23 protein-coding genes are annotated in these 25,492 nt (G+C 70.9%); 15 read left to right on the forward strand and 8 right to left on the reverse strand.

Annotated features, from left to right (window positions below; genetic code table 11):
• Window positions 1-101: 101 nt before the first annotated feature.
• The 4 genes from KUM49_RS42645 to KUM49_RS42660 all read left to right on the forward strand — a co-directional run bounded on the left by KUM49_RS42645 (window position 102) and on the right by KUM49_RS42660 (window position 7,180).
• Window positions 102-1,847 (forward strand): LCP family protein, encoded by a 1,746-nt coding sequence (locus tag KUM49_RS42645; protein ID WP_217242319.1) that lies wholly within the window; start codon window positions 102-104, stop codon window positions 1,845-1,847.
• A 76-nt stretch (window positions 1,848-1,923) separates the two neighbouring features.
• On the forward strand, window positions 1,924-3,618 hold the full coding sequence (locus KUM49_RS42650; RefSeq protein ID WP_217242320.1) for an LCP family protein: 1,695 nt from the start codon (window positions 1,924-1,926) through the stop codon (window positions 3,616-3,618).
• Between the two features lie 113 nt (window positions 3,619-3,731).
• Complete coding sequence (locus KUM49_RS42655; protein ID WP_217242321.1) at window positions 3,732-5,426, forward strand: LCP family protein; 1,695 nt, start codon at window positions 3,732-3,734, stop codon at window positions 5,424-5,426.
• A gap of 143 nt (window positions 5,427-5,569) precedes the next feature.
• Entirely contained in the window at window positions 5,570-7,180 is a 1,611-nt protein-coding gene (locus KUM49_RS42660) for an LCP family protein (RefSeq protein WP_217242522.1), read from the forward strand.
• 43 nt (window positions 7,181-7,223) lie between these two features.
• On the opposite strand, the gene KUM49_RS42665 is transcribed toward KUM49_RS42660, so the two are convergent.
• Window positions 7,224-8,267, reverse strand: a complete 1,044-nt coding sequence (locus KUM49_RS42665; RefSeq protein ID WP_217242322.1) for a glycosyltransferase family 2 protein — start codon at window positions 8,265-8,267, stop codon at window positions 7,224-7,226.
• Between the two features lie 121 nt (window positions 8,268-8,388).
• Here KUM49_RS42665 and KUM49_RS42670 point away from each other — a divergent pair, with 121 nt between their 5' ends.
• On the forward strand, window positions 8,389-9,864 hold the full coding sequence (locus tag KUM49_RS42670) for an LCP family protein (protein ID WP_217242323.1): 1,476 nt from the start codon (window positions 8,389-8,391) through the stop codon (window positions 9,862-9,864).
• Between the two features lie 502 nt (window positions 9,865-10,366).
• On the opposite strand, the gene KUM49_RS42675 is transcribed toward KUM49_RS42670, so the two are convergent.
• The gene (locus tag KUM49_RS42675) at window positions 10,367-10,924 is read right to left on the reverse strand and encodes an acyl-CoA thioesterase (protein ID WP_217242324.1); all 558 of its coding nucleotides are present in this window, start codon (window positions 10,922-10,924) and stop codon (window positions 10,367-10,369) included.
• Window positions 10,925-11,043: 119 nt separating this feature from the next.
• Here KUM49_RS42675 and KUM49_RS42680 point away from each other — a divergent pair, with 119 nt between their 5' ends.
• On the forward strand, window positions 11,044-12,357 hold the full coding sequence (locus KUM49_RS42680) for an LCP family protein (RefSeq protein WP_217242325.1): 1,314 nt from the start codon (window positions 11,044-11,046) through the stop codon (window positions 12,355-12,357).
• 59 nt (window positions 12,358-12,416) lie between these two features.
• Here the strand turns inward: KUM49_RS42680 and KUM49_RS42685 are convergent, their stop codons facing one another.
• Window positions 12,417-12,779, reverse strand: coding sequence for a four-helix bundle copper-binding protein (locus KUM49_RS42685; RefSeq protein WP_217242326.1), 363 nt, complete (start codon window positions 12,777-12,779; stop codon window positions 12,417-12,419).
• A gap of 175 nt (window positions 12,780-12,954) precedes the next feature.
• A complete protein-coding gene (locus KUM49_RS42690) occupies window positions 12,955-14,112 on the reverse strand; it encodes an acyl-CoA dehydrogenase (protein WP_302185579.1) in 1,158 nt (385 codons plus the stop codon).
• A gap of 199 nt (window positions 14,113-14,311) precedes the next feature.
• Here KUM49_RS42690 and KUM49_RS42695 point away from each other — a divergent pair, with 199 nt between their 5' ends.
• The 6 genes from KUM49_RS42695 (at window position 14,312) to KUM49_RS42720 (ending at window position 20,493) form a co-directional block, all read left to right on the forward strand.
• Entirely contained in the window at window positions 14,312-15,655 is a 1,344-nt protein-coding gene (locus tag KUM49_RS42695; protein WP_217242327.1) for a UDP-glucose/GDP-mannose dehydrogenase family protein, read from the forward strand.
• A 419-nt stretch (window positions 15,656-16,074) separates the two neighbouring features.
• Window positions 16,075-16,743 carry a hypothetical protein gene (locus tag KUM49_RS42700; protein WP_217242328.1) on the forward strand — a complete coding sequence of 223 codons (669 nt, stop codon included), beginning with the start codon at window positions 16,075-16,077 and terminating at the stop codon, window positions 16,741-16,743.
• Complete coding sequence (locus KUM49_RS42705) at window positions 16,740-18,077, forward strand: copper resistance protein CopC (RefSeq protein WP_217242329.1); 1,338 nt, start codon at window positions 16,740-16,742, stop codon at window positions 18,075-18,077. Before KUM49_RS42700 ends, KUM49_RS42705 begins: the two co-directional genes overlap by 4 nt.
• Before the next feature lie 27 nt (window positions 18,078-18,104).
• Window positions 18,105-19,088, forward strand: a complete 984-nt coding sequence (locus KUM49_RS42710) for a plastocyanin/azurin family copper-binding protein (RefSeq protein ID WP_217242330.1) — start codon at window positions 18,105-18,107, stop codon at window positions 19,086-19,088.
• Between the two features lie 113 nt (window positions 19,089-19,201).
• Complete coding sequence (locus KUM49_RS42715; protein WP_217242331.1) at window positions 19,202-19,735, forward strand: hypothetical protein; 534 nt, start codon at window positions 19,202-19,204, stop codon at window positions 19,733-19,735.
• A 14-nt stretch (window positions 19,736-19,749) separates the two neighbouring features.
• Window positions 19,750-20,493, forward strand: coding sequence for a cupredoxin family copper-binding protein (locus tag KUM49_RS42720; RefSeq protein WP_217242332.1), 744 nt, complete (start codon window positions 19,750-19,752; stop codon window positions 20,491-20,493).
• A gap of 1 nt (window position 20,494) precedes the next feature.
• Here the strand turns inward: KUM49_RS42720 and KUM49_RS42725 are convergent, their stop codons facing one another.
• Window positions 20,495-20,986: a CGNR zinc finger domain-containing protein gene (locus tag KUM49_RS42725; RefSeq protein ID WP_217242333.1), complete on the reverse strand. Its 492-nt coding sequence runs from the start codon at window positions 20,984-20,986 to the stop codon at window positions 20,495-20,497.
• A gap of 106 nt (window positions 20,987-21,092) precedes the next feature.
• Between KUM49_RS42725 and KUM49_RS42730 the strand changes: the two genes are divergently transcribed.
• On the forward strand, window positions 21,093-21,452 hold the full coding sequence (locus KUM49_RS42730) for a VOC family protein (protein ID WP_217242334.1): 360 nt from the start codon (window positions 21,093-21,095) through the stop codon (window positions 21,450-21,452).
• A 46-nt stretch (window positions 21,453-21,498) separates the two neighbouring features.
• Window positions 21,499-21,891, forward strand: coding sequence for a VOC family protein (locus KUM49_RS42735; RefSeq protein WP_217242335.1), 393 nt, complete (start codon window positions 21,499-21,501; stop codon window positions 21,889-21,891).
• A gap of 41 nt (window positions 21,892-21,932) precedes the next feature.
• Here KUM49_RS42735 and KUM49_RS42740 read toward each other — a convergent pair whose 3' ends face one another.
• On the reverse strand, window positions 21,933-23,060 hold the full coding sequence (locus KUM49_RS42740) for a dipeptidase (RefSeq protein WP_217242336.1): 1,128 nt from the start codon (window positions 23,058-23,060) through the stop codon (window positions 21,933-21,935).
• 138 nt (window positions 23,061-23,198) lie between these two features.
• Here KUM49_RS42740 and KUM49_RS42745 point away from each other — a divergent pair, with 138 nt between their 5' ends.
• On the forward strand, window positions 23,199-23,882 hold the full coding sequence (locus KUM49_RS42745; protein WP_217242337.1) for a response regulator transcription factor: 684 nt from the start codon (window positions 23,199-23,201) through the stop codon (window positions 23,880-23,882).
• An 8-nt stretch (window positions 23,883-23,890) separates the two neighbouring features.
• On the opposite strand, the gene KUM49_RS42750 is transcribed toward KUM49_RS42745, so the two are convergent.
• Together KUM49_RS42750 and KUM49_RS42755 are read right to left on the reverse strand one after the other, a co-directional pair.
• Entirely contained in the window at window positions 23,891-24,250 is a 360-nt protein-coding gene (locus tag KUM49_RS42750; protein ID WP_217242338.1) for a MerR family transcriptional regulator, read from the reverse strand.
• A gap of 59 nt (window positions 24,251-24,309) precedes the next feature.
• Window positions 24,310-25,488 (reverse strand): dipeptidase, encoded by a 1,179-nt coding sequence (locus tag KUM49_RS42755; RefSeq protein WP_217242339.1) that lies wholly within the window; start codon window positions 25,486-25,488, stop codon window positions 24,310-24,312.
• Window positions 25,489-25,492 lie beyond the last annotated feature (4 nt).

The raw sequence follows: 25,492 nt of genomic DNA on the forward strand, positions 1-25,492 counted from the left end.
GGCCAGAGGTCCGTCCTGGGGTCGAGCACTGTGTGACCGAGACCCGAGCGCCTTTGGAGGGGAAAGGCGCCGCGTGGCCCCGACGGAGGGTTCAGACAACCGTGGACGCGCAAGGCCGTGGGCGGGCGGACGACATCGACCCCGCAGACCAGTGGGTACTCAACCCGAGCACTGGTGAATACGAACTGCGACTGACCCCTTCCGCACCGCAATCACCGCGGTCGGCTGTTCCCGGACCCCGCAGAGCGGCCACCGCCAGAGCGGGCGCCTCCCCGCGCGGTCGTACAGCAGCCCCGGCGGCTCCCGCGCCCCCCGGCCGTGAGGTGCCGCCGCCGCGCAGACGGCGCGGCGTGCCCGAGGAGCCGCTGCCGGGGCGGCGCGGGCGCCGGCCGGTGAAGAAGAAGTCCAAGGCGAAGAAGATCCTGCTGTGGACCGGCGGCACCATGGCATTCGTCCTGGTGGCCGCGGCGGGCGCCGGGTACCTCTACATCGAACACCTAAACGGCAACATCACCTCCGTCGCCGACGACGGCGCGAGCACCGGTGGCTTCCAGAAGGACAAGGCCATCAACATCCTGGTGATCGGCACGGACAAGCGCACCGGCTCGGGCAACGAGGGCTACGGCGACTCCGGCAGCGTCGGCCACGCGGACACCACGATCCTGCTGCACGTCTCCAAGGACCGCTCCAACGCGACCGCGCTGAGCATCCCGCGTGACCTGATCGTCGACGTCCCGGACTGCCCGACCACCCAGGAGGACGGCTCGCAGGACGTCATCAAGGGCACGACCGACGTCCGTTTCAACACCAGCCTGGGCCAGGACGACCGTACGCCCAGCTGCACCATGCGGACCGTCACCGAGCTGACCGGGATCACCCCCGACAACTTCATCGTCGCCGACTTCAACGCGGTCAAGACGCTGACCACGGCGGTCGGCGGGGTCGACGTGTGCCTGGCCAAGGACATCAAGGACCCGGACTCGCACCTCGACCTGAAGAAGGGGACGCAGCACATCTCGGGCGAGACGGCGCTCGCGTTCGTGCGCACCCGGCACGCGGTCGGGTTCGGCGGCGACCTGAGCCGGATCACACTGCAGCAGCAGTTCCTCAGCGCGCTGATGCGCAAGCTGAAGTCCAACGACACGCTGACCAACCCCGCGAAGATGATCAAGCTGGCCGAGGCGGGGACGAAGGCGCTGACCGTCGACTCCCAGCTGGACAGCATCAACAAGCTGAAGGACCTGGGTCTGGAGCTGGGCAAGCTCAACGTCAAGAACCTGACGTTCACCACGGTTCCGGTGATCGACAACCCGGCGGAGAAGGTGAAGGCGACCGTCGTGGTCAACCCGTCGTCGGCTCCCCAGGTCTTCGACATGATCAAGAACGACGTGTCGTTCACCGAGGTCAAGGCGCAGAAGAAGAAGGAGGCCGCCGCGGTCGCCGCCCGTCTCGAGGGCACCAAGGCGGACGCCTCCGAGGTGCGGGTGCGCATCCTCAACGGCGGTGCGGTGGCGGGCAGTGCGCAGACCGAGCTCGAGTACCTGCAGAACGAAGAGGGCGTGCTGAAGTCCGAGAACGCGGGCAACGCGGATACCGAGCTGAGCAAGACCACGCTCGAGTACGCTCCCGACCAGGCCGACCAGGCGCGTCGGCTGGCCGACATCATGGGCCTTTCCGGTTCGGCGATGAAGCCGGGCAAGAGCGTGACCAACTCCCAGGGCCAGCCGACGATGACGCTGACCCTGGGCAAGGACTTCAAGGGCGCGGGCGAGTCGCTCACCACTCCGACGAAGGCGCCGGAGGGGGTTCAGCAGTCCACCGCGGACAAGGTCGAGTGCGCCAAGTGACCTGACGGGCCTGCCTCACGTCTCACAGGGCGCAGAGGCCGGCCCGTTCGATGGCGCGAGGGTGGGGAGACAGGGGATGACGCACAGCAGTGTGCACGGGGAGGGGACGCGACCGGGCGTCCGGCACGCGAGTGGGGCAGGGCGGGAGGACGGCCGTCGTGGGGACGACGGCGACGGCTCCGGCAGACCCGACGGTTCCCCGGGGGGCGGGCACGGCGGGCGGCGCAGCCGGCGCCGGGCCAAGGCCAAGCACCGGCTGCTCCGTTGGTCCGCGACGACCCTCGCGGTGCTGATACTGGGGACGGCCGGCGCCGGATACCTCTACTACCAGCACCTCAACGGCAACATCGAGAAGGGCCGGCGCAGCGGCGGCGACTCCAAGGCGCGCAAGACCGAGGCGAACGCCGACGGGCAGACGCCGCTGAACATCCTGATGCTCGGCTCGGACAGCCGTGCGTCCGACGCGAACGTGGCGCTCGGCGGCGGCAAGGACACCCGGGGCAACCCGCCGCTGGCCGACGTGCAGATGCTCATCCACCTCTCCGCGGACCGCAAGAGCGCCGCGGTGGTGAGCATTCCGCGGGACACCCGGGTCGACATCCCGGCGTGCAAGGACCCGGACACCGGCAAGACGTACCCGGCGACCAACGACATCATCAACAGGACGCTGGGCCGCGGCGGGGCCGGCTGCACGCTGACCACGTGGGAGAACCTCACCGGGATCTACATCGACCACTGGATGACGATCGACTTCGCGGGCGTGGTGAGCATGGCGGACGCCATCGGCGGCGTCGAGGTCTGCGTGAACCAGAACGTGTGGGACCACCCGCTCCCGGGCGTGCCCGGCGGTTCCGGCCTGAAGATGAAGGCCGGCAAGAAGAAGGTCGAGGGCAAGCAGGCCCTGGAGTGGCTGCGCACCCGGCACGCCTGGGGCAGCGACCCGCTGCGGGCCCGGGCCCAGCACATGTACATGAACTCGATGATCCGCACGCTGAAGGACCAGAACGTCTTCACCGACGGCGGCCGCCTGATGGACCTGGCCGAGGCGGCCACCAAGTCCCTGAAGGTCTCGGAGGAGATCGGCACCGTCAAGGACCTGTACGACCTCGGCATGCAGCTCAAGACGGTGCCCACGGACCGCATCACCATGACGACGATGCCGACCGTCGAGGACAACGAGGACGTGAACCACCTGCTGCCGGCCGGGGCCGACGCCGAGAAGATGTGGGCGATGCTCCGCGACGACGTGCCCTTCGACGACAAGGGCGCCAAGGGCGGCAAGGGCGCGAAGGCGGACGCCGAAGCAGCGAGCACGGCCAGTGCGGCCGGCGCCAAGACCACCGACGACCCCGCCGCGGCGAACGACCAGATCGGCGTGCTGGTGCAGAACGCCACGCAGTCCGCCACCCTCGGCCCGGTCAGCGGCCGGGCGGGCGAGATCGCGCAGGCGCTCGTGGGCAAGGGGTTCACCAAGGCGACGAAGGACACCTCGACAGCGCTCACCGAGGCGCGGACCCTGGTGCGCTACCCGAGCGCCGAACTGGCGGGCGACGCCGAGGCGGTGGCCAAGTCCCTGGGGATTCCGGTGGGTTCGGTGCAGAAGTCGACGGACGTCTCCGGTGTCACCGTCGCCGTCGGCGCCGACTGGCGTTCCGGTACGACCTATCCGAAGCAGAAGACGCCTCGGGCCGGGGACCTGCCGAGCAACGCCGACGCTCTCAACGGCTCGGAGACCAAGTGCATGGACGTGTACCCGCCGTACCGTTGGTAGCGCCCTGCGCCGATCGAAGAAAGCGGGGAAAGTTCACTCGCCGCCGAATCGTGCGGATAGTGTGAGCGATCCAGTGGGGAAGGCGCTTGCCCTGACGGAGGATTCGGACAACCTTGGACGCACCAGGCCGTGAGCGGGCGGAGCACGTCGATCCCGCAGACCAGTGGGTACTCAATCCGAACACCGGCGAATACGAACTGCGGCTGACGCCCGCCGCACCACGCCGGGCCGTACCGCAGCCGCGTGGCGGCCGTTCGGCGCCTCCCGCTGCCCCCAGACGCGAGGTCCCGCCCCCGCGCAGGCGGGGGCCGGTCCCCGAGGAACCGCTGCCGGGGCGGCGTGGCCGCCGCCCGGTCAAGAAGACGTCGAAGGCGAAGAAGAGCCTGTTGTGGACCGGCGGCACCATGGCGTTCGTCCTGGTCGCCACCGCGGGCGCCGGCTACTTCTACCTCAAGCACCTCGAGGGCAACGTCAAGACAACGGACGTCGGCGACGCGGGCGCGAGCAGTTTCAAGAAGGACGAGGCCTTCAACGTCCTCGTCATCGGCACCGACAAGCGCACCGGCGAGGGCAACGACGGCTACGGCGACGCCGGCAGCGTCGGCCACGCCGACACCACGATCCTGCTGCATGTCGCCAAGGACCGCTCGAACGCGACCGCGCTGAGCATCCCGCGTGACCTGATCGTCGACATCCCCGAGTGCCCGGCCACGAAGGACGACGGCACCGAGGTGACCGTGGCGGCGCAGCGGGGTGTCCGCTTCAACCGGAGCCTCGGCGAGAGCGGCCGGGACGCGGGCTGCACCATGCGGACGGTGAAGGAGGCCACCGGCATCCAGCCGGACCACTTCATGATGGCCGACTTCAACGCGGTCAAGACGCTGACGACGGCGGTGGACGGCGTCGACGTGTGTGTGACCGAGGCCGTCAACGACAAGCAGTCGAAGCTCGTCCTGCCCAAGGGCGAGTCCACGGTCGAGGGCGAGCGGGCCCTCGCCTTCCTGCGCACCCGCAAGAGCTTCGGCAACAGCGGCGACCTCGACCGCATCAAGGTGCAGCAGCAGTTCCTGGGGTCGCTGATGCGCAAGATGTCCTCCAGCGACACCCTCACCAACCCCAAGAAGCTGCTGAAGCTGGCCGAGGCGGCCACCAGCGCGCTCACCGTGGACTCCGCGATCGGCAACGTCACCACGCTCAAGGACATGGCCCTGGAGCTGAAGCAGGTGCCCACCAAGAACATCACCTTCGCCACCATCCCGGTGGTGGACAACCCCGCCGAGGCGATCAAGGCGACGGTGGTCGTCGACGAGACCAGGGCGCCCCAGGTCTTCGACATGATCGTCAACGACGTGTCGTTCACCGAGGTCAAGGCGCAGAAGAAGAAGGAGGCCGCCGCGGTCGCCGCCCGTCTCAAGGGCACCAAGGCGGACGCCTCCGAGGTGCGGGTCCAGGTCTTCAACGGCGGTGCCGCGTCCGGCAGCGCGCAGAAGCAGCTGGACTGGCTGCAGAACAGCGCGGGCGTCGTCAAGTCGGAGAACGCGGGCAACGCGGACGTCGACCAGGCGAAGACGACCCTCGAGTACGCGCCTGACCAGGCCGACCAGGCCCGCCGGCTGGCCGACATCATGGGCCTGTCGGGCTCGGCGATGAAGCCCGGCGAGAGCGTGACCAACTCCCAGGGCCAGCCGACGATGACCCTGATCCTCGGCAAGGACTTCAAGGGTGCGGGCGTGAAGATCAACGGCGCCTCGGCCGAGACGCCGGACGTGGAGAGGTCCACAGCCGACAAGGTCGTGTGCGCGAGTTGACGCTCCGTGCACGTCAGTTGACCGCTCAGGCGAGTTGGCTGAGGCTCAAGCGCGTTCCTTGACGGCTCAAGCGCGTTAGTTGACGAAACAGAGCAACCTGACGGGCCCGTCGTATGTCTCCAGGACGTACGGCGGGCCGCGCCATGGCGCGAGGGCGGGATGGTCGGGGAGGACTCGAAGTGACGCGGAACAGTGTTCGGGATGTCGAACCAGTCGCCGAGAAGGTCGGCGTCGTCGGCGACAGCCGGCACGGCGCACGCCGCTCACCGCGGGCGCGCCGGCTGCTGCGCTGGTCCGCGACGACCCTCGCCGTGCTGATACTGGGTTCGGCCACCGCCGGTTACCTCTACTACCGGCATCTCAACGGGAACATCAAGAAGGACGAACTCAACCTCGGCGACAACAAGGTCGCCGAGCCGACGCCGAACGCCGCCGGCCAGACCCCGCTGAACCTCCTGCTCATCGGCTCTGACGCCCGCGACACCGAGGAGAACCAGCAACTCGGCGGCGCCCGCGAGACGTTCGGCTCGACGCCGCTGGCGGACGTGCAGATGCTGGTGCACCTGTCCGCCGACCGCTCCAACATGTCGGTCGTCAGCATGCCCCGCGACACCCTCGTGAAGATCCCGAAGTGCACCGACCCGGACGACGACAAGGAGTACCCGGCGAGCGAGGGCCGCGTCATGACCAACCGGAGCCTCGGCCACGGCGGCCCCGGCTGCACGGTGGCCACCTGGCAGGAGCTCACCGGCATCCACATCGACCACTTCGTGATGGTCGACTTCGCGGGCGTGGTGTCGATGGCGGACGCCGTCGGCGGGGTCCCGGTCTGCGTGGACGCCAACATCCTCTCCCGCGACAGCCAGGGCCACGGCTCCGGTCTGAAGCTGGAGAAGGGCACCACGCCGGTGAAGGGCGAGCAGGCACTGCAGTGGCTGCGGACGCGTTACGGCTTCGAGGACGGCAGCGACCTCGCCCGCGCCAAGGCCCAGCACATGTACATGAACTCGATGGTCCGGACGCTGCGCGAGAACGCCACCCTCAGCAGCCCGAACAAACTCCGCAAGCTCGCCGAGGAGGCCACCGAGGCCCTCACGGTCGACCCGGGCCTCGACACCGTCAAGAAGCTCTACGACCTCAGCAACGAGCTGCGCAAGGTGAAGCCGGAGCGCATCACCATGACCACGATGCCCAACCGGTACGTGGGCGCCCGCGTCGAGCCCACCGAGGACGCCGAGCAGCTGTTCCGCCTGGTGAGGGAGGACATCGCGCTGGACGGCAAGGACGCGGGGAAGGCGAGCCCGGCCCCGTCGGCGACCGCGTCCGGCGACCAGGCCGCCGACGACGACGAGATCGGGGTCCTCGTCCAGAACGGCACCCGCACCGACACGCTCCGCGCGGCGTCCGGACGCGCGAGCACGGTGGCCGGGCTGCTCGTGGAGAAGGGCTTCACCAAGGCGGACGCGGACACCACGTCGGCGCTGAGCGAGGACCGCACGGTCGTCCGCTACCCGAGCGCCGAGCTGCAGGGTGACGCCGAGCGGGTCGCCACGTCCCTCGGGATTCCGGCGGGTTCGGTGGAGCGGTCGACGGACGTCTCCGGGGTCACGCTCGTCGTGGGCGCGGACTGGCGTGACGGTACGACGTACAAGGCGCCCGAGAAGGACGACAGGACCCCGGAGTCGGCGCAGGCACTCAACGGCGCCGACGAGGACGCCTGCATGCACGTGAACCCGGGGTTCACCTGGTCCTGAGCCGGGCCCCGCGCCGGGCCCCAGCCGGGGCCCTGAGTCTGCCTCAGGCGGTGAGCTCGCCGGCGCCCGCGTGGACCGCGGGGCGCCGGCTCGCGATCACCTTGCGGGCGAGCGAGCGCGGGCTGGTCAGGAAGCCCCAGCCCCACGACATGTGCATGGTGGCGAGGGCGACGGGGATCTGCAGCCGTGCCTTCAGCGGCAGTCCCCTGCCCGCGGGGACGGACCCGAGGACGATCGCCGCGAGGTAGCCGCCGGGGACGACGAGAGCCCACGGGCTGACCAGGGCGCCCAGCACGATTCCCGCGCCGATCGCGCACACCGCGGTCGGCGGGGCGAGGTAGCGCAGGTTGATGGAGCCCTCGTGGTAGCGGGCGACGACGTGCCGCCAGCGGCCGTAGTCCTTGTACTGCTTGGCGAGGGCGCGCACGCTCGGCCGGGGCCGGTACGACACCTTCAGCTCGGGCGAGAACCAGATGAGCCCGCCCGCCTCCCGGATCCGGAAGTTGAGCTCCCAGTCCTGGGCGCGGATGAACTCCACGTTGTACCCGCCCTGCTGCTCCAGCGCCTCGCGTCGGAACACCCCGAGGTACACCGTCTCGGCCTGGCCGGCCTGCCCGCCCGTGTGGAAGACGGCGTTGCCCACGCCGATCTTCGAGGTCATGGCGGCGGCGACCGCGTGCTCCCAGTCGTTCTCGCCCTCGGCGTGCATGATGCCGCCGACGTTCTGCGCGCCGGTCTCCTCCAGGAGCCGTACGGCGGTGGTGATGTAGTTCGGCGAGAGCATGCCGTGGCCGTCGACGCGCACGACGATCGGGTGCCGGGAGGCCTTGATCGCGGCGTTCAGCGCGGCCGGCGTACGGCCGGTGGGGTTCGGCACGGTGTGCACGCGGGGGTCTTCGCGGACGAGCTCGGCCGCGATCTCGTCCGTACGGTCCGTGGACGGACCGAGGGCGATCACGACCTCCATCTCGCCGGCGTACTCCTGCGCGAGGATCGCTTGGACGGCTCCGCGCAGATGCCGCTCCTCGTTGAGGACGGGCATGATCACGGACACGGCGGGGAGCTGCACGTCGGGCTTGGCGTTCATAGGGCCCAAACGTTACCGCGAATGGGGGACACGAGTGCGCCCTGCCCGGGGCGGTGCACCGGGCAGCAGATCGTATGGGCCTACGGTGCTCACGATCCCACGCACGCGGAGGTGTCCCCCCATGCCCACGCCGCCCCGCTCCCCCGCCGCCCGGCCCCAGCGCCGCCCGCAGCCACCGCGGTCGGTGCGACCCCCCGTACGACGGAAAAAGCCGCGCTGGGCCATGCGGGCGGTGACGACCCTCTCCGTGGTCGTGCTCGCCGCGGCCGGGATCGGCCACGCGGTGGTCACCAGCCTCGACGCGGACATCACGCGGGTCGACCCCTTCAAGGACATGAAGAACCGCCCGAGGGCCGGTCACGGCATGAACGTCCTCCTCGTCGGCACGGACGGCCGCGACAAGATCAGCGAGGACGAGCGGCGGAAGTACCGGCTCGGCGGCGCCCCCTGCCGCTGCACCGACACGATGATGATCGTGCACATCTCGGAGGACCGGGAGCGGGCGAGCGTGGTGAGCCTGCCGCGCGACTCGTACGCCGTGACGCCCGCGCACACCGACCGGACGACCGGCAAACGGCACCACGGACATCCGCTCAAGCTCAACGCGGCGTACGCGGAGGGCGGCCCGCAGCTGACCGTGCGGACCGTCGAGAGCATGACCCGGGTGAAGATCGACCACTACCTGGAGGTCGACTTCACCAGCTTCATGAAGACGGTGGACGTGCTCGGCGGGGTCGAGATCTGCACCACCGAGCCGCTGAAGGACACCTACACCGGCCTCGACCTCCCGCCCGGCACCCACACCATCCAGGGCGGCCAGGCCCTCCAGTACGTCCGCTCCCGTCACGTCGACGGGACCTCCGACCTCGGCCGGATGCAGCGCCAGCAGCGCTTCATGGCCGCCCTGATCGACCGTGCCACGTCCTCCGGGATCCTGCTGAACCCGATGAAGTTCCGGGACATCACCCGGGCCGTGCTGGGCTCCGTACGAGCCGACAAGGGCTTCGGCACGCACGAGCTGCTCGACCTCGGCCGGGCCATGCGCAGCTTCTCCCCCTCCTCCTCCGAGTTCACCACCGTGCCGATCGGGCAGATGGGATACGCCGTCAAGGGCGTCGGTTCCACGCTGAAATGGGACGCCCGCAAGGCCGGCCGCCTCTTCCGGGCCCTCCGCGAGGACAAGCCGCTGTCCGCACGCAAGCCGCAGAGCAAGGTCCTGCGCGTGGACGTCGCCCCTCAGCAGATCCGCGTCCAGGTCGAGAACGGCACCGCCACGGCCGGCCTCGGCAAGCGCGTGGACGCGGCGCTGGCGGCGACCGGTTTCCGTACGACGCGCCTGCCGGTCAACGCGGCCGACCGCACGGTGAAGCGCACGGTGAAGCGCACGGTCGTCGCCTACGACCCCGGCTGGGACCGCTCCGCGAAGTCCCTCGCGGCCGCGCTGCCGGGCAGCGAGCTGCGGGCGGTGAAAGGGCTGGGGGCGACGCTGAAGGTGATCGCCGGGACGGACTTCCGAGAGGTGCGCAGGGTGCGGGCGGTGAATCCGGCGCAGGGCGCGTTCGGGGTCATGCGGGGCGACGAGGCGCTGTGCCCGTAGGTCGGCGGCCTGGGTCATGGACCTCGGCGGCGTACTGCCCTGCGACTCGGCTGGGGTGGTTGCGGGTGGCCTGGGCAGTCGTGGAGTGGCCTGGGCGGTCGGTCGGTAGGCGGCCCAGGGGTCTTGAACGGCACGGGCGGTCGCAGGCGCCTGGGCGGTCGTCAGGGGGCCCGGGAGTTGGCCCGGGCGGTCGTTACGTGGCCCGGATGGGGTGGCGGGCCGGGGCGGACGCTCCATGGCCCGGGAGCAACGGGTGGCCCTGTCGGTCGTAGGCGGTCCGGGCGGGGCGTTTGGTGGCCCCGGGGCATGGAGGGCTCGGGCGGTCGTGGTGACTCGGGGCGGCCTGGACTGGCGGCCAGGGCGGACATGGGATGGCTCGGTGTCGCGGGTGGCCTGGGAGTCATGGGGGGCGCAGGCGGTGCTTGCGGGGGGCCGACGATCATGGGGTGGCGGTCAGGGGACGGGCCGGGAGTCGGCGGAGGCCCGGGGCGACGGGTAGTGCTCAGTCCTCGAAGCCGTCCGCCGCCCTGCGCTCACGGAGTTCCATGATCGCCCGGCGGCGGGCCAGACGGTGGGTGCGGCGGATCTGGGCCTCCTGGTTGCGGCGCTTGTCACGCTCGGTCTCCGGGAGTACCGGGGGGACCCGGCGCGGCTTGCCGTCTGCGTCGACGGCGGCGAAGACGAGGTAGGCGGAGCCGACCTGGGTGGCCGGGTTGGACTCGTTCCACCGCTCGGCCAGCACCCGCACCCCGACCTCCATCGAGGTCCGGCCGGTCCAGTTGACCTGGGCCTTCACGTGGACGAGGTCGCCGACCCGGACCGGCTCCAGGAACGCCATCTCGTCCATGGACGCGGTGACGGCGGGCCCGCCGCTGTGCCGGCCGGCCACGGCACCGGCCGCGTCGTCGACCAGCTTCATGATCACGCCGCCGTGCACGGTGCCCAGGAGGTTCGTGTCGGCGTTGGTCATGATGTGGCTGAGCGTGGTCCGGGACGCCGAGGTCGGCTTGCCCGGGATATCCGGAGTCTCCGATACCGCTGTGGAGGCCTGGTCTGTCATGGCCTCCACCTTATGCCGAGGTGACAACCGGGGATTTTGTGTCAGCTTCGCAACAGCAGTGCCCTTATTTTCCGACGAACCTTGTAAGGGACATACCAGTGCCCTGCACACTGGGGCCCATGAACGATTGGCCCGAGGCATGGTCCGACGACAACCGCGGCAGCCGGTACGGACGCGGCAGCTCGAGCGCGCAGCCCGAGAGCGCCCGCGTCATGCGGCAGGTCCGCCGCGGCCAGGCGGCTCCGCCCGGGCAGGGCGGGTACGGGGGCCCCGGCGCCCCCGCCCCGCCGTACGGCGGCGTCCCGCAGCAGCCGTCGTACGTCAACGGCGGTGACGACACCGTCTACGACGACGGGTACAACAGCGGCTACAACACGGGCCAGGTCTACGGCGGCGGTGGCCCCGGCGGTCCCGTCGGCGGCGGCCGTGGCCCGCGCCCCGCGCCGAACTGGCGCCGCCGGATCAAGCTGACCACGGTCATCGTGCTGACCGTGCTGGTCGTGACGACCGTCGGCACGTACTTCTGGGCCGACTCCAAGCTCAACCGCGAGGTCGACCTGTCCAAGGTCATCGACCGGCCGGACGCGGGGGAGGGCACGAACTACCTGATCGTCGGCTCCGACAGCCGCGCGGGTATGTCCGCTGAGGAGAAGAAGAAGCTGCACACCGGCTCCGCCGAGGGCAAGCGCACCGACTCGATGATGATCCTGCACGTCGGCAGCAACGGCGACACGCTGATCTCGCTGCCGCGTGACTCGGACGTGGAGATCCCGACGTTCAAGGGATCCGAGTCCGGCAAGACGTACCAGGGCACCGGCCGTCACGTGAAACTGAACGCCGCCTACGCCGAGGACGGCCCCGAACTGCTGGTCCGCACGGTCGAGTTCAACACCGGCCTGCACATCGACCACTACGTGGAGATCGGCTTCGCCGGCTTCGCGAACATCGTGGACTCGGTCGGCGGCGTCGAGATCGACATCCCGAAGGGCGGCATGAAGGACACCAAGTCCGGCGCCGACTTCGAGGCGGGCAAGCAGACCCTGGACGGCGAGCAGGCGCTCGCCTTCGTCCGTACCCGGTACGCGCTCAAGGGTTCCGACCTGGACCGGACGAAGAACCAGCAGAAGTTCCTCAACGCTCTCGCCAACCAGGTCGCGACCCCGAGCACGATCCTCAACCCGTTCAAGCTGTACCCGACCATGGGCTCGGGCCTGGACTCGCTGATCGTCGACAAGGACATGGGTCTGTACGACCTGGCCTCGATGTTCTGGGCGATGAAGGGCGTCAACGGCGGCGACGGCACGTCGATGAACATGCCGACCTCCGGCTCCACCAGCTCCGGCAACCTCATCTGGGACAAGACCAAGCTGAAGACCCTGGTGGACGAGCTGAAGAACGACGAGAAGGTCACGGTCAGGGCAGCTGACGGCTGAAGCGCCCCGGACAAGGGCACCCGTGCGCGGGTGCCCTTGAACGCGGTCGGGTGCGGGGATCACATCGTGGCGCCCGCCATGGCGCGGCAGCTTGCCTCGCAGCGGCGACACGCCTCCGCGCAGCGCATCATCTGAGGATCGTCCGGCATGGACATACACGCCTCGGCGCACATGGCACACGCCTCGGCGCACATCGCGCACATCTGAGCCGACATGGGCGAGCGGCGCATCATCATGTCCGCGCACATGCGGGTCGTCTCGGCGCAGTCCATGAGGGTGCGCATGATCTGCATCTGGGCCTGGCCGCCCATCTGCATGCAGGAGCTCATGGTCTCCTCGCAGACGGTGTGGCAGGACATGCACGCCTCGACGCAATCCTGCATCTGCCTGCTCATCGCCGTGGTGGTTCCGGGCTGGGTCATGGCTCCTCCTGGGGTGCGGGAGCCCGGGGCGGGCCCCGTGCCCTTCCGTCCTACGCCTGTCCACCGGACCGCGCCATCGGGCGGGCGCGGAAATTCCGCAGCGGGGGCCGCACGCGCGTCGCCCTCCGCCTCGATGGGAGGCGAAGGGCGACGGGGTACGGCGGACGGGCGGGCGTCAGGGCAGGTTGCGGGCCATGACGATCCGCTGGACCTGGTTCGTGCCCTCATAGATCTGGGTGATCTTCGCGTCGCGCATCATGCGCTCGACCGGGTAGTCACGGGTGTAGCCGTACCCGCCCAGCAGCTGAACCGCGTCCGTGGTGACCTCCATCGCCACGTCCGACGCGAAGCACTTCGCCGCCGCGCCCTGGAAGGTGAGGTCCGCGTCGACGCGCTCGGACTTCGCCGCGGCCTGGTACGTCAGGGCACGGGCCGCCTCGATCTTCATGGCCATGTCGGCGAGCATGAACTGGATGCCCTGGAAGTCGGCGATGGGCTTGCCGAACTGCTTGCGCTCCTGGACATAGCCCTTGGCGTAGTCGAGGGCGCCCTGGGCGATGCCGAGGGCCTGGGCGGCGATGGTGATGCGGGTGTGGTCGAGGGTCTTCATCGCCGTGGCGAAGCCGGTGCCCTCCTCGCCGATCATGCGGTCGGCGGGGATGCGGACGTTGTCGAGGTAGACCTCGCGCGTCGGGGAGCCCTTGATGCCGAGCTTCTTCTCCGGGGCGCCGAAGGAGACGCCCTCGTCGGACTTCTCGACCACGAAGGCGCTGATGCCCTTCGAGCGCTTGGTGGGATCGGTCACCGCCATGACCGTGTAGTACTCGCTCTCGCCCGCGTTGGTGATCCAGCGCTTCACGCCGTTCAGGACGTAGTGGTCGCCGTCGCGGACCGCCTTCGTCTTCATGCCGGCCGCGTCCGAGCCCGCGTCCGGCTCGGAGAGGGCGTACGAGAACATCGCGTCGCCCTTGGCGAGCGGGGTCATGTACTTCTTCTTCAGGTCCTCGGAGCCGGAGAGGATCACCGGGAGCGAGCCCAGCTTGTTCACGGCCGGGATCAGGGAGGAGGAGGCGCACACCCGCGCCACCTCCTCGATCACGATCACCGTGGCCAGCGCGTCCGCGCCCGCGCCGCCGTATTCCTCGGGTACGTGGATCGCGTGCAGGTCGCCGGCCACCAGGGCCTCCAGCGCCTCCCGGGGAAAGCGGGACTCCTCGTCCACCAATGCGGCGTACGGCAAGATCTTCGCCTCGGCCAGCGAACGGATCGCGTCACGGAGCATGTCGTGCTCCTCGGACGGGCGGTACAGGTCGAAGTCAGCCGATCCGGCCAAGGTGCTCACGCTCCAAAAAACGCTGCGGTGCTGGCGCTAATTACCGTTAAGTAACTCAAATTTTAAGGGCCCGCCCACCGGAGTGATACGTGAGCTTGGCGACAAGGGGAAAGTTGCCCGCCGAGAGGCCGTGCCATGCCCCGACTATGCTCTTCCCGCGCACCCGACGCACCCCCCGGCCGTCCCCCTGGAGCACCACATGAGCCTCAAGATCACCGTGATCGGCACCGGCTATCTCGGCGCCACGCACGCCGCCGCCATGGCCGAACTGGGGTTCGAGGTGCTGGGGCTGGACGTCGTACCGGAGAAGATCGAGAAACTCCAGCGGGGCGAGGTCCCGATGTACGAGCCGGGGCTGGAGGATCTGCTGCGCAAGCACGTCGCCGGGATCGAGGGGTCCAGCGGGCGGCTACGGTTCACCATGGACTTCGCCGAGGTGGCGGCGTTCGGCGACATCCACTTCGTCTGCGTGAACACTCCGCAGCGGCACGGCGAGTACGCCGCCGACATGTCGTACGTGGAATCCGCCATCGCCTCGCTCGCACCGCATCTCACCGGTCCCGCGCTGGTCGTCGGCAAGTCGACCGTCCCGGTCGGTTCCGCCGACCGGCTGGCCCGCTACCTGGCCGAGAACTCCCCGGCCGGCGAGGACGCCGAGCTGGCCTGGAACCCGGAGTTCCTTCGCGAGGGCTTCGCCGTGCAGGACACGCTGCACCCGGACCGGATCGTGGCGGGCGTGCGCAGCGAGCGGGCGGAGAAGCTGATGCGCGAGGTGTACGCGACGCCGCTCTCCGACGGCACGCCCTTCGTGGTCACCGACTTCCCGACCGCCGAGCTGGTGAAGACGTCCGCGAACTCCTTCCTGGCCACCAAGATCTCCTTCATCAACGCGATGGCGGAGGTGTGCGAGGCCGCCGACGGCGACGTCGCCAAGCTGGCCGAGGCGATCGGGTACGACGACCGGATCGGGAAGAAGTTCCTGCGGGCGGGCATCGGGTTCGGCGGCGGGTGTCTGCCGAAGGACATCCGCGCCTTCATGGCCCGCGCCGGTGAGCTGGGCGCCGACCAGGCGCTGACCTTCCTGCGCGAGATCGACTCGATCAACATGCGCCAGCGCGGGCAGATGGTGGAGCTGACCCGGCAGGCGCTGGGCGGCGGCTCCTTCCTGGGCAAGCGGGTCGCCGTGCTCGGCGCCACCTTCAAGCCCGACTCGGACGACGTCCGGGACTCGCCCGCGCTGAACGTCGCCGGGCAGATCCACCTCCAGGGCGGCCAGGTCACGGTGTACGACCCGAAGGGCATGGGCAACGCCCGCCGGCTCTTCCCGACCCTCGGGTACGCCGACTCGGCCGTCGACGCCGTGCGCGGCGCCGATGTCGTCCTCCACCTCACCGAGTGGCGCGAGTTCCGCGAGCTGGACCCGGCGGCGCTCGGCGAGGTCGCGACGGACCGGGTGATCCTGGACGGGCGCAACGCGCTCGACCCCGAGGTGTGGCGGCGGGCCGGGTGGCGGTACCGGGCGATGGGCCGGCCGACCGCCTGAAAGGAATTCGGGCCCCGAAAGGCCGGTTCCATGAATTCCGGACGGGTTCGATGAAACTCCGGGAATTCCCACAGGATCGGTGAAGGACCGGCTGCAATTACGGTGATTTTCTGGAGGACCGTCGCGGGAAACCCCGTCCACGGCCCCGCACCGACCCCCGCCCGGACCATGTCCCACATGGTGTGCACGCTTTCCGAGGGCCGCATATGCCCGTCGTCCCCGAAATCCTCAACACGAGTTCGATTCCCTTTCGAGCACCATGCGGAATTGACCGTTCTCACACAGGGGGCCCCTGTGAAAGAGAGGTAAGCAACGGCGGCTTAACAAACGCGTAGCCAAGCGGAATTTACGTTCCACTCCACTGGTCGTCATTCGCCACACCTTCCATTGGCTTGACCAGACCATGCCAGGAGTGATTCATGCCCTTGTTCCGCAGGGTGGAGTGGCCACGCGACCATCGCGACGAAGTGGTGGCGGGCGCGCTCGTCGGCGCCGTGGTGATCGTGCTGGGATACGCCTCGGGCATCGGTGCCCCCTCCGGAACCGCCGAGGCCGCCGTTCCCCCCACCTCGCCACCCGCGGCCACGGCCCCGGCGAGCCCTGTCGCTCCGGGCGGCTCCGGCGCGCAGGACACCGGCACCGGCTCGGGCGGCGGATTCGGTACGGGTGAGCTGCCGTCGCACGGCAGCGTCGGCGGGGTCGGCCCAGGCACCGGCTACGGCACCGGCGGCCAGGGCGGTTACACCGGCGGCGGCACGGGCGATTCCGGCCACTCCGGTCACGAGACCTCGCCGCCCCCCGGGAGCACCACCCCCACCCCCACGCCCACCCTGTCGCCGACCGTCCCCGACGCCGGCACCTGCCAGGACGGCGAGGTCACCCTCGTACGGCCGCTCCTCGACGGACTCTCCGAGCCCCTGTTCGGCATCCTGAACGGCAGCGGCAGCATCGACACCGGCACCGGCACCGGCACCGGCACCGAGGAAACGCCCGAGCCGCAGCCCTCTCCCTGTGTCGGGCTCGCCCCCGTCTCCGTCACCGGGCTTCTCGGCATCAGCGCCTCCCCGCTGCCGGAGGCGACCCCGTGACCCGGAACCTCCGCCGCGCCCTGCTCCTGCTCGTCCTCACCCCGCTCCTGTACGCCCTGGCCGGCGCGCCCCAGGCGGCCTCCGCCCACACCGACCTGGTCGCCTCCTCCCCCAAGGACGGCGCCGAACTCGCCGAGGCACCCGGCCACCTCACCCTCACCTTCGACGAGCCCGTCGACCTCGCCGACGTGCGCGTGCTGACCATCGACGGCAACCGGCTTCCGGTGTCCCGGACCCCGGGCGCGGGTACCGACAGCGTGCAGGTCGCCCTCGCCGCCCCGGCGGGAGGCCGGCTCGCGGTCGTCTGGTCGGTGGTCGACGAGGAGGACGGGCACGCCTCCTCCGGCCGGATCGCCTTCGGCGTCGGCGCACAGCCGGTGGCCGCCGAAGCCGGTGACGAGGCCGCGTCCCCCGCTCCCGCACCGTCCCCCTCGGTCCGCAAGGGCCTCGTCGCCGTCCGATGGGCCGGCTACCTGTCACTGGCGCTGTTCGTCGGCGGGCTGGCCTTCGTCACCCTGCTGTGGCCGCGCGGCGCGCACGAGCCACGGGCCCGGGCACTGCTCACGCTCGCCTGGACGGGCGGCATGCTGACGACGGTCGCCGCCGTCGGCCTGCAGGGCGCGTACACCGCGCTCGGCGGCCTGCGGGACGCGCTGCGCCCGGCGGCGTACGCCGACGTGCTGGCCACCGAACCCGGCGTGGTGCTCGCCGCGCGCGGCCTGCTGTGGGTGCTGGCGGCCGTGGTGCTGGGCGCGCTGATGCAGGGCGGTCCGGGCACCTCCCGCTCCCCCGGCTGGCGGGTGGGCGCCCTCGCGGTGACGTTCGGGCTGCTGCGGACGACCGGCATGGCGGGCCACAACTCCGACGGCAGCGAGCCCACCTGGGGCGCCGTCGCCGACTTCGTCCATCTGCTCGGCGCCTCGCTGTGGATCGGCGGGCTCACCATGCTCACCCTGGCCGTGCTGCCGCGCCGGCGGGTCGGTGAGCTGGCCGCGGTGCTGCCGGGCTACTCGCGGCTCGCGGCCGTGAGCGTCACGGGCATCGTCGCCGCGGGGCTGGTGCTCACCTGGCAGGTGGTGGGGTCGTACGACGCCCTGCTGCACAGCTCGTACGGACACCTCCTGCTCATCAAGACGGCCGTCCTCGCCACCGTCCTCCTCGCCGCGTACGCCAGCCGTCAATGGGTGCGTACGCGCCTCGATCTCGCCGTGCTGTTGCGCGGTGACGCCGCGACCGTGCGGCCCTTCGGTTACTCGGTCGCGGCCGAGACGGGGCTCGTCCTCGTCGTGCTCGTCGTGACGAGTCTGCTGGTCACGGCCGACCCCGGCCGCTGAACTTCCCCCATGCACAAAGGAGTCGAAGTGAAAGAGAGCAACAACACCGGTGAGCGGCGGCGCAGGCCGCCGGCCGGGAACCGGGGCCTGCTGGTCGCCGGACTCGGCGCGGCGCTGGCCGCCGTGCTCAGTCTCGGGCTGCTGAACGCGGCCTCGGGTTCCACTGGCTCCTCGGAGCAGGCCGCGGGCGCGGCTCAGGCGCCCGCTGCCGCCGCCGAGGCGCAGCCCGTGGCGGCCGCCAAGGCCGACTACCAGGTCGACATCATGGGCAACAAGTTCGGCGACGGGAAGCAACTCGTCGTCGAGGTCGGCCAGACGGTCCAGTGGACCAACCACGACAGCGTGCCGCACACGGTCACCACCACCAAGGCCCCGGTGAAGTTCGACTCCGGGACGCTGGAGCAGGGCGACTCGTGGTCCTACACCTTCACCAAGGCGGGGACGTACGAGTACTACTGCGCGGTGCACCCGGACATGGTGGCGTCCGTGAAGGTCGTCGCCGGCGACGGCGGCGGGTCGACACCGGCCCCCACGCCCACGCCGACCCCCACGGCCCCGCCCACGACCGGCCCCACACCCACGACGCCGCCGACCGCCACACCTACTCCCACTCCCACTCCCACAGGCGGCTCCGGCGGCGGCTCGGGTGACGACGAGCAGTGCGCCAGCGTCCAGAACGTGCTGCTGCCGATCCTCCAGCACCTCTACGTGGCGCACCTGGAGCGGTCGCCGGGCGAGCAGGTGCAGGACGCGCTCGCGCTCGACTCGTACCTCAAGATGCACACGGTGTGGGTGGAGAGCATCCTCAAGCCGGCCCTCGAAGGCGGCGGCTCGGTGCTCGACGACACGCTCGGCGTGCTGCTGAACCACGTCAACAAGGCGCACCTGGAGGAATCGCTCGGACAGCAGGTCACCGACCTGCTCGATGTCGACAGCTACGTGAAGATGCACACCGTCTGGGCCGGGCAGATGCTCACGCCCACCACGGACTTCCTCACCACCAGCTGCTGACGATCCGTGACACGGGGACGCCGCTCCGGCCGGGGCTCAGCCGGCCGGAGCGGCGCCCTCCCATTCTCCACGCCTTCACCACGCTTCGGGAACCGCTTTCCAAGGAGTCCGGGATGACGACCGTCACCCTGCCCACCGTCCCTCCCCCGCCGGAAGCCCGCGCCGGCACCGGCCGGCTGCTGCCCCTGCCCGGCCGGTACACGGTCGCCCCCGGCCGCTCACTCGTCGAACTCACCGCCTGGTACGGCCCGTTGCCGACCCGACGTCGTCGTGTCCCGCTCACCGGGGCCTCCCTCACCGTGTCCGACCCCCGGTCCGGCATCGACCCGCAGACCGTCTTCACCGAAGCCGACACCCCCCTCTTCCGCTTCGGGTTCGACGGCCCGCACCTCAAGGCCGCGTTCGCCTCGGAACGGGTCGACGAGTCCGACGGCCGTCTCCAGGTCACCGGCGACCTCGACCTCGACGGCGTCGCCTTCCCCGTCCTGCTGCGGCTGCGCGTGGTCGAGCGGGCCGACGACCGGCTGCTCACCGTGGGCACCGCCCGGCTGCCGTACCGGCTGCTGCGCCGGGCCACCGGCTTCCGGCTGCCGTGGCGGCTGCCGGCCACCCGGCTGCGGCTGCTCGTCGCGGCGGAGTTCGCGTGAGGGCGGCCCGGCTCATGACACGGCGTACGGCCCGCGGTGCCGCCGCGTCCGCCGCCCTCGCCCTCCTCGCCCTGCCGCTGCTGCCGTCCGGGCAGGCGTCGGCGGCCTCGTACAGCGTGGCGATGAAGGGGTACGCCTTCTCGCCCGCGGCCCTGAGCGTCCCCGTCGGGTCCACGGTGACCTGGACCAACCAGGACACGGCACCGCACGACGTGAAGACCACCTCGGGCCCGGTCTCGATCCACTCGCCCATGCTGAACAAGGGGCAGAGCTGGAGCTTCACCTTCGGCACGCCAGGGTCCTACGGCTACTACTGCACGGTCCATCCGGACATGACAGCCCGGATCACGGTCAGGGCGGCGGCACCAGCGACGACGGCCGCGCCCACGCACGACCACTCGGAGTCATCCGGCTCATCCGGCTCATCCGGTACGTCGGGTTCCTCGGGTTCCTCGGCGGGTCACGCGGAGCACGAGGCGTCCTCACCCAGCCGTACGACGGCGGGCGGCAAGACGCCGACGATGAGCATGCCGGCGTCGTCGCCGGCGTCCACCGCCCCGGGGGCGGCCGTACCGCAGGCACCCACGTCACCGCAGCCGGGACAGCTGGCCCAGCCCCAGGCCGCCGCCTCCTCGGTCCGCCCGCTCGACCCGCTGCTCGTGCTGGCCGGCATCGTCGCCGGCGTCGCCGTGCTGTGTCTGCTGGTCGTCGGGTCCCGGGCGGCGGTGCCCCGGGGTGAGGAGGAGGCGGGGGCGTAGGTCAGTCCTTGGCCCGGTAGCGGCGCATCTTCGCGCGGGCCCCGCACACCTGCATCGAACACCAGCGGCCCCGGCCGGCCGGGCTGCGGTCGTAGTACGCCCAGTGGCAGTCGGCGGCCTCACAGGCCTTCAGCCGGGTCCAGGTGCCCTCGACGAGGGCGTGGGCGACGGCTGCCGCGACCCGTGAGAGCAGCGGGCCCTCGTCGGCCGGGGCGAGGGCGGCGGAGCCGTCGCCCTCGTCGACCGTCACCACCAGGGGCGCCCGCGCGAGCAGCTCGCCCAGCGGGGTCACCGTGCGGTGCGGCGGGTGGCCCGCGTGGGCGAGCAGGGCCGCGCGCAGGGACTCGCGCAGTTCGCGGGCGGCGGGGAGACCGTCCTCCGGCAGCCCGAATTCCGCCCCGCCCAGCGAGTCGACGCCCGACTCGATGTCCAGTGTGTTGACCAGGGACTGGATCAGGGCCAGACCCCCGGGCGCGGGGGATCTCTCACTCATGCCAGCGACGTTACCGCCAATAGGGATGCATGCAGTAACCGTTACTGGTTACTCTGCTCTACAGGTAACCCCCGAGGGGGGTAACTCCGACTTCGAGGAGGAAGTCATGGCTCTCGCCAAGCTGGGCTGCGTCGTCCTGGACTGTCCCGACCCGCGCGCCCTCGCCGGCTTCTACGCCGACGTGCTCGGCGGCACCGTCAAGGACGAGGGAGAGTGGGTGGACCTGAAGCTGCCGGACGGCCAGACGCTGGCCTTCCAGGCCGCCCCCGGGTACGTACCGCCGCAGTGGCCCGCACCCGACCACTCGCAGCAGTTCCACCTCGATCTGGACGTGCCGGACTTGGACGCGGCCGAGAAGGAGGTGCTGGCGCTGGGTGCGAAGCCGCTGGACGCGGAGGACCGCTCGCGGAGCTTCCGGGTTTACGCGGATCCGGCGGGGCACCCGTTCTGTCTCTGCGCCGGCTGACCGACCCATCGACGCCCTGATCGTTCCGTCGAGCCAGGAGGATTCCATGGCACCCGTGGCCCGCTTCCGTTCCGTCGTGATCGACTGCCCCGACCCGCACGCGCTCGCCGCGTTCTACGCCCAGGTCGGCGGCGGCACGCCGGAGGCCGAGGACGACGACTGGGTCGTCCTGCGGATCCCGGACGGGCCTCGGCTCGCCTTCCAGCGGGCGCCCGGCTTCATCCCGCCGGAGTGGCCGCGCGCGGACCGCAACTCGCAGCAGTTCCACGTCGACTTCGACGGCGGGACCACCTGGGAGGAGATCGACGCGGCCGAGGAGAAGGTGCTGGCCCTGGGGGCGCGGATCCTGGACCGGGAGGACTTCGAGAAGAAGGACTTCCGGGTGTACGCCGATCCGGCGGGCCACCCCTTCTGCCTCTGCCGGATCGACCCGCTGTAGGTCGCGGGCCCCGGTCCGTCCGTCCCGTCTGTCCGTCCCGTCTATCCGTCCAGGTCGGCGATCTTCGCCGTGGACGGTTCCCGGCGCATCTGTGCCGCGCGGGCGGTGAAGTCCGCGCCGCGCAGCACGCGCTGGAAGTTGCCCCAGGTCAGCAGGGCGATGTCGGCCTCGGGCCAGCCGCGGCGCAGGAGTTCGGCGATGAGCTGCGGGTAGCAGGAGGCGTCACCGAGCTCCTGGGGGTGGGCGGTGCCGACGTCGAAGGTGCCGGACAGGCCCACGCACTCCGCGCCCGCGACCTTACGGACGTGGTCGAGGTGGTCGGCGACGTCCCGGACGGTCGGGCCGGTCTGCTCGGCGGTCAGCGGCACCATGCACAGGCCCTTGGCCTCGCCCAGCTCGGCGAGCAGGTCGTCGGGGAGGTTCGCCGGGTGCGGGCGCAGGGCGCGGGCGGCGGACCGGGTCCACACCACCGACGCCTTGGACGCCGCCAGCACGCGGCGGACGGTGTCCGCGGAGGCGCCCGAGAGGTCGGCGATGACGCCGAGCCGGTTCATCTCGCGCAGCACCTCCTCGCCGAACCGGGTGAGTCCGGGCTCGCTCGCCCAGGACACTCCCGTCAGGGTGAGAAAGCGCAGGCCCAGGGCGCGCAGGGCGCGCAGGATGCCGAGGGAGTCGCCGAGTGCGGCGGCTCCGGCGGGGCCCAGCAGGACGGAGACGCGGCCGCAGTTGCGTACGTCGGCCATCTGGCCGGCGGTGCAGGCGAGGCGCAGGCCCTCGGGGTGGTTGCGCACGACCGTGTTGACCAGGTCCAGCTGGTCCAGGGTGGCGCCGACGGCCCGGTCTCCGTCGAGACCCTCGGGCAGGTGCAGCGACCACAGCAGTGAGCCGACATGGCCCTCGCGCAGCCGCGGCACGTCCGTGTCGACGGCGCTCTCGCCGAGTTCCAGGTCGTACCAGGGCAGGTGGCGCAGCGCCCAGGGCAGGCCGTTGTAGCCGTCGGCGACGGGGTGGGCCCCGAGGATCGCCCGGGCCTGCTCGAGCCGGGTAGAGCCGGGGACGGCGACGGGGACGTACGGCTCCGCCGGGACGGGCTCGGGAAGGGGCTCCGGCAGGTCGTCGAACTCGCCGACCTCTGTGGTGGTGTGCAGTTCGTCCTGGAGGTCTGCCATGGCGGGCTCCGTACGTCGTGATCGTCCTGATCGCCGTACGGTCACCGTCGCACGGAGGCGGGGCGCCTTCCTGGTGGGCGGGGCGTTCGGGGTATGAGGAACGGGCACCTTTGGCCATGGATCTTCGTCCTTCAGGTTGTGAACGTTCCTAGACCGGTCCGTGTCCTCGTCGTGGACGCCGACCCCGGCACCCGGCCCCTGATAGCAGCGCTCGGCGAACTCGGCTTCGAGACGTACGCGGCCGGCCGCGGCCGCTTCGCGACCCCCGTCGGCCGTTCCGTACGGCCCGACCTCGTCGTCCTCGACATGGCCCTGCCGGACGGCGACGCCGTCGAGACGTACGACGGGCTGCGCGCCGTCGGCGTCCACGCGCCACTGCTGTTCCTCTCCGCCCGCGACGACAGCGCGGCCGGGGCGCGGGCGCGGCGCCTGATGACGGACGCGGACGGCCATGTCACCAAGCCCTTCGAGCTCCCCCGCGCGATCGCGAGCGTGCGGGCACTCCTGGCCCGCGACCGGGCCGACGAGAGCCGGCTGCTGCGGCACGGGGACCTGGCGGTCGACCCGTGGCGCCGCGAGGTCTGGCGGGGCGAGGCCCGCATCGAGCTGTCGGCCCGCGAGTTCGCGCTCCTCGGCTACCTGCTGGACAACGCGGGCCAGGTCGTCACGAAGAAGCAGATCCTGGACCGCGTCTGGGGCGTGCCGTTCCGCACCGGGACCGTCGAGACGTACGTCTACTACCTGCGCCGCAAGCTGAAGGACGAGGACCAGTCGCTGATCAGAACGGTGCGTGGCGTCGGCTACACCATGCCGCGCGGCTGACGCACGGCTCAGGGCTCCCGAGCCGCGTCGATCACCTCGTCGAGCGTCTCCCGGGACCGCACCAGCTCGGCGATCATCCGGTCGATGCGGTCACGTTCCTCGGTGAGGTCGGCGACGAGCCTCGGGGTGGCGACGACGGAGGGGCCGCCGTCCGCGTCCCGCATACAGGGCAGCAGCCGCGCGATCTTCGCGCTGTGCAGTCCGGCCGCGAACAGTTCCTGGATCCGGATGACCCGGTCGACGGCCGCCTCGGCGAAGTCGCGGTGGCCGCCGGCCGTGCGCCCGGCGGCCAGCAGCCCCTGCTGCTCGTAGTACCGCAACGACCGCTCGCTCACCCCGGTACGCCGGGCCAGTTCACCGATCCGCACGACTGCCTCCGGGCCTCGGGGGACTTGGGTTCGCGGGCACCTGGATCCGGCCGGCCCGGTCAGCCGTCGAGCGAGTCGATCGTCGCGTTGGACGGCCCGCGCGTGGCCTGGAGGTCACGCGCCACGTCCTCCGCCGCGCCCAGCACCCGTACCGCGTTCTGCCAGGTCAGCTTGGCCAGGTCGGGCTTCGACCAGCCGCGGTCGAGCAGTTCGGCGATGAGGTTCGGATAGCCGGAGACGTCGCTGAGGCCGTCCGGGGTGAAGGCGGTGCCGTCGTAGTCGCCGCCGATGCCGAGGTGGTCGACGCCCGCGACCTCGCGCATGTGGTCCAGGTGGTCGGCCACCGTCGAGACCGTCGCGACGGGGCGCGGGGTGCGCTCCTCGAAGGCGCGGTGCACCGTCATCGCCTCGGGGGTGGTGGCGAGGTGGTGGAAGCCGTGCGCGCGCATGTTCTCGTCGGCCGCGGCGGTCCAGTCGACGGCCGCCTGGAGCACGAACTTCGGTACGAACGTCACCATCGCCACACCGCCGTTGGCGGGCAGCCGCTCCAGGACGTCGTCCGGGATGTTGCGCGGATGGTCGCAGACGGCCCGCGAGGAGGAGTGGGAGAAGATCACCGGCGCGGACGTGGTGTCCAGCGCGTCCCGCATCGTCGTGGCCGCCACGTGCGAGAGGTCGACGAGCATGCCCTCCCGGTTCATCTCCCGCACGACCTCACGGCCGAAGGCCGACAGCCCGCCGACGCCCGGCTTGTCGGTCGCGGAGTCCGCCCAGGCCACGTTGTCGTTGTGGGTGAGGGTCAGGTAGCGGACACCGAGGGCGTACAACCCCCGCAGCGTGGCGAGGGAGTTGGCGATGGAGTGGCCGCCCTCCGCACCCATCAGCGAGGCGATACGGCCTTCCGCGCGCGCCGCCTCCATGTCCGCGGCCGTCCGGGCCGGCCGCAGGTCTTGCGGGTAGCGCGCCAGCAACTGCCGTACGCAGTCGATCTGTTCCAGCGTCGCCGGGACCGCGTCGGGCAGGTCCGAGCGGACGTACACCGACCAGAACTGCGCGCCGACCCCACCCTCGCGCAGGCGGGGGATGTCGGTGTGCAGGTGGGCGCCCTGGTGGGTGGCGATGTCGCGGGCGTCGAGGTCGTACCGGACCTGTTCGCGCAGCGCCCAGGGGAGGTCGTTGTGCCCGTCTGCGACCGGGAACTCGGCGAGGAGTTCCCGGGCCGCCTCCAGCGAGGTCATCGCC

The sequence above is a fragment of the Streptomyces sp. AC555_RSS877 genome, assembly GCF_019049245.1.
In the GTDB taxonomy this organism is placed as follows: domain Bacteria; phylum Actinomycetota; class Actinomycetes; order Streptomycetales; family Streptomycetaceae; genus Streptomyces.

What these genes read in the sequence shown, in the direction of transcription:
- KUM49_RS42650 (WP_217242320.1), top strand. Translation starts at nt 1,924, where the DNA reads ATGACGCACAGCAGTGTGCACGGGGAGGGGACGCGACCGGGCGTCCGG.
- KUM49_RS42660 (WP_217242522.1), top strand. Translation starts at nt 5,570, where the DNA reads ATGGCGCGAGGGCGGGATGGTCGGGGAGGACTCGAAGTGACGCGGAAC.
- KUM49_RS42665 (WP_217242322.1), bottom strand. Translation starts at nt 8,267, where the DNA reads ATGAACGCCAAGCCCGACGTGCAGCTCCCCGCCGTGTCCGTGATCATG.
- KUM49_RS42670 (WP_217242323.1), top strand. Translation starts at nt 8,389, where the DNA reads ATGCCCACGCCGCCCCGCTCCCCCGCCGCCCGGCCCCAGCGCCGCCCG.
- KUM49_RS42675 (WP_217242324.1), bottom strand. Translation starts at nt 10,924, where the DNA reads ATGACAGACCAGGCCTCCACAGCGGTATCGGAGACTCCGGATATCCCG.
- KUM49_RS42680 (WP_217242325.1), top strand. Translation starts at nt 11,044, where the DNA reads ATGAACGATTGGCCCGAGGCATGGTCCGACGACAACCGCGGCAGCCGG.
- KUM49_RS42685 (WP_217242326.1), bottom strand. Translation starts at nt 12,779, where the DNA reads ATGACCCAGCCCGGAACCACCACGGCGATGAGCAGGCAGATGCAGGAT.
- KUM49_RS42695 (WP_217242327.1), top strand. Translation starts at nt 14,312, where the DNA reads ATGAGCCTCAAGATCACCGTGATCGGCACCGGCTATCTCGGCGCCACG.
- KUM49_RS42700 (WP_217242328.1), top strand. Translation starts at nt 16,075, where the DNA reads ATGCCCTTGTTCCGCAGGGTGGAGTGGCCACGCGACCATCGCGACGAA.
- KUM49_RS42715 (WP_217242331.1), top strand. Translation starts at nt 19,202, where the DNA reads ATGACGACCGTCACCCTGCCCACCGTCCCTCCCCCGCCGGAAGCCCGC.
- KUM49_RS42720 (WP_217242332.1), top strand. Translation starts at nt 19,750, where the DNA reads ATGACACGGCGTACGGCCCGCGGTGCCGCCGCGTCCGCCGCCCTCGCC.
- KUM49_RS42725 (WP_217242333.1), bottom strand. Translation starts at nt 20,986, where the DNA reads ATGAGTGAGAGATCCCCCGCGCCCGGGGGTCTGGCCCTGATCCAGTCC.
- KUM49_RS42730 (WP_217242334.1), top strand. Translation starts at nt 21,093, where the DNA reads ATGGCTCTCGCCAAGCTGGGCTGCGTCGTCCTGGACTGTCCCGACCCG.
- KUM49_RS42735 (WP_217242335.1), top strand. Translation starts at nt 21,499, where the DNA reads ATGGCACCCGTGGCCCGCTTCCGTTCCGTCGTGATCGACTGCCCCGAC.
- KUM49_RS42740 (WP_217242336.1), bottom strand. Translation starts at nt 23,060, where the DNA reads ATGGCAGACCTCCAGGACGAACTGCACACCACCACAGAGGTCGGCGAG.
- KUM49_RS42755 (WP_217242339.1), bottom strand. Translation starts at nt 25,488, where the DNA reads ATGACCTCGCTGGAGGCGGCCCGGGAACTCCTCGCCGAGTTCCCGGTC.